2 protein-coding genes and 1 tRNA gene are annotated in these 2,335 nt (G+C 55.3%); 2 read left to right on the forward strand and 1 reads right to left on the reverse strand.

Annotation, left to right across the window (positions count from 1 at the left end; genetic code table 11):
- The first annotated feature begins 230 nt into the window (after positions 1-230).
- Positions 231-608 carry a hypothetical protein gene (locus tag NW834_RS13585; protein WP_414329842.1) on the forward strand — a complete coding sequence of 126 codons (378 nt, stop codon included), beginning with the start codon at positions 231-233 and terminating at the stop codon, positions 606-608.
- Positions 609-742: 134 nt separating this feature from the next.
- Here the strand turns inward: NW834_RS13585 and NW834_RS13590 are convergent.
- Positions 743-825: transfer RNA gene (locus tag NW834_RS13590), tRNA-Leu, on the reverse strand.
- Between the two features lie 119 nt (positions 826-944).
- Here NW834_RS13590 and tgt point away from each other — a divergent pair.
- Positions 945-2,048, forward strand: coding sequence for a tRNA guanosine(34) transglycosylase Tgt (gene tgt, locus NW834_RS13595; protein WP_414418719.1), 1,104 nt, complete (start codon positions 945-947; stop codon positions 2,046-2,048).
- Positions 2,049-2,335: the final 287 nt, after the last annotated feature.

A 2,335-nucleotide genomic window follows, 5' to 3' on the forward strand; every position in this document is an offset into this window, starting at 1 on the left:
AGTCTCAAGGTAAAAGAGGTAACCCCAGCATAACTTCCAAGCCTCTCCACCGGAAGCTACAGGGATCCGATCCCCAAACCAGCTTCCCGTTGGTTCAGTTCGCTACATTTTCACCACGCCTGCGTCAGCTACTCTAGCTCCTGCAAATTAAGCAAGCTTCGAGTTGAAATTTCTCAACGGAAGACTTACTATAGAGCGACGAGCTTTGTAAAGGGGGAATACTCTCAGTCATGCAAAAACTCCAAGACAGTTTGGTAAAAGCTCTGAGCATCGATGGAGCACTGGGGGTAGCGCTGGGGGACTGGAAAACAGGGATGTGCTTGGGGTACAAAGGCACCAACAGTCCCGCTTTTCCTGAAGCTAACTTGGAGCTGGCAATCGCCGGAAACACAGAAGTGATTCGCGCTAAGATGCGAGTCGCGGAGTCACTTAAGTTCACCGACAGAATTGAAGAGATTTTAATCATCCTGGAAACTCAGTACCATCTAATGCGTATGCTTAAAACCATAAACGGCCTATTTTTCTACCTAGCCTTAGACCGAGAAAAAGGGAACTTAGCTCTTGCCCGCATTAAACTCAGTCAAATTGAGAGCGAATTGACCCTCTAAGGGCAACTTGAAAGAGATGAAGCATCACGGCGAGCAGGGAGTCTAATTTGGCCGTGGAGCTACACCCCCAATACTTATCCTTGGCCGACAGGGCATGTCGGCATAGCTTAACCTAAGTGTTGAAGGAAAGAGAGTGCGGAACCGGGGACTTGAACCCCGATGGCATTGCTGCCACTAGAACCTGAATCTAGCGCGTCTACCATTCCGCCAGTTCCGCGGCGATCTACAAGTGTGCCCAAAGCAGGGGATCCCTGTCAAGGCTGGCAAAAGGGATCCCTTGCCGGCGGCTCTATCTGTGCTAAGCTCTGCTGCGCACCAGATGAAAGCTGAACAACGCTGACCTTGGCCGACTTTACCTTTACTTGTGAGGGCACCTGCCCCCATACCCAAGCGCGGGCAGGATACTTCGTCACCCCCCACGGTGGGATCCCTACTCCTTGTTTTATGCCGGTGGGAACTTTGGCCAACGTGAAAACCCTCACCCCGGCCCAGCTCAAGGAGACAGGTGCCCACATCATCCTCAGCAACACCTATCATCTCCACCTGCAACCTGGCGAAAGCATCATTCAAGCGGCAGGGGGGCTACACCGCTTTATGGGCTGGTCGGGCCCCATCCTTACCGACTCAGGGGGCTTCCAGGTCTTCAGCCTCAGCGCCATTCGCCAAATCAACGAGGAGGGAGTGACGTTCCGCTCTCCTCTCGATGGCCGCATCATTCACTTCACCCCAGAGCTATCCATCCAGATTCAAAATGCCTTGGGTGCCGATGTGATCATGGCCTTCGACGAGTGCCCGCCCTACCCTGCCAGCCCTGAGGAAGTGGAAGCAGCGGTGCGGCGAACCACCCAGTGGCTGAAACGGTGCGTGGAAGCCCATCGCCGCTCGGATCAGGCTTTGTTTGGCATTGTGCAGGGGGGAGTTTACCCTGAGCTGCGCCGGCGGGCGGTGGAAGAGGTCTGTCGGTTGGATCTGCCGGGCTATGCCATTGGCGGGGTGAGTGTGGGGGAGCCGGTCGAGTTTATGCACGCCGTTGTGCGGCAAACAGCCCCTCTACTGCCGGCAGATCGCCCCCGTTATCTCATGGGGGTGGGCACCTATGCCGAGATGCGGGCTGCTGTGGCCGCTGGGATAGATTTGTTCGACTGCGTGATCCCCACCCGTTATGCCCGCCATGGCACGGTGATCAGCCGGGGCAAACGCTGGAACATCAAAAATGCGGAACACCGCCGCAGCTTGGATCCCATCGATCCCGACTGTCCCTGCTACACCTGCCGCCACTTTAGCCGCGCCTACTTGTGCCACCTCATCCGCGCCCAGGAGATCCTGGGCTATACCCTGCTTTCTATCCACAACATCACGGAGCTGATGCGCTACACCCAAAAGATGCGCCAGGCCATCTTGGAAGGCAAGTTTCACGAGAACTGGGATCCCTGGAGCTAAGCCGGTCAGGAGATTTCTCTGGAAATATCCGATCCATCCTAGTTCACTAGACACTCCAATATCCCGTGTATATACTTAAGTTATTCCATGTAGCCGCAGGAAGGAGTCAGATCATGGCTATCCGAACCCTCAGCAGCGTGATTGAACAGCACATCGCCGGCCTTCCGGGCTTGATTGCTGTTTTGATAGGGCGGGCCAGTAAACTACCCAGCTCCGACCGCTAAGCGGTACGGAGCGGGCTTTCAGTAGCCCTGAGCCTGCTCTGCTCTACCAGAGAACAAAACAGG

The sequence above is a fragment of the Synechococcus sp. R60.1 genome, from assembly GCF_047461835.1.
GTDB lineage: Bacteria > Cyanobacteriota > Cyanobacteriia > Thermostichales > Thermostichaceae > Thermostichus.

Excerpts from the sequence above, each read along its gene's own strand:
- NW834_RS13585 (WP_414329842.1), top strand. The coding sequence starts at position 231 with ATGCAAAAACTCCAAGACAGTTTGGTAAAAGCTCTGAGCATCGATGGA.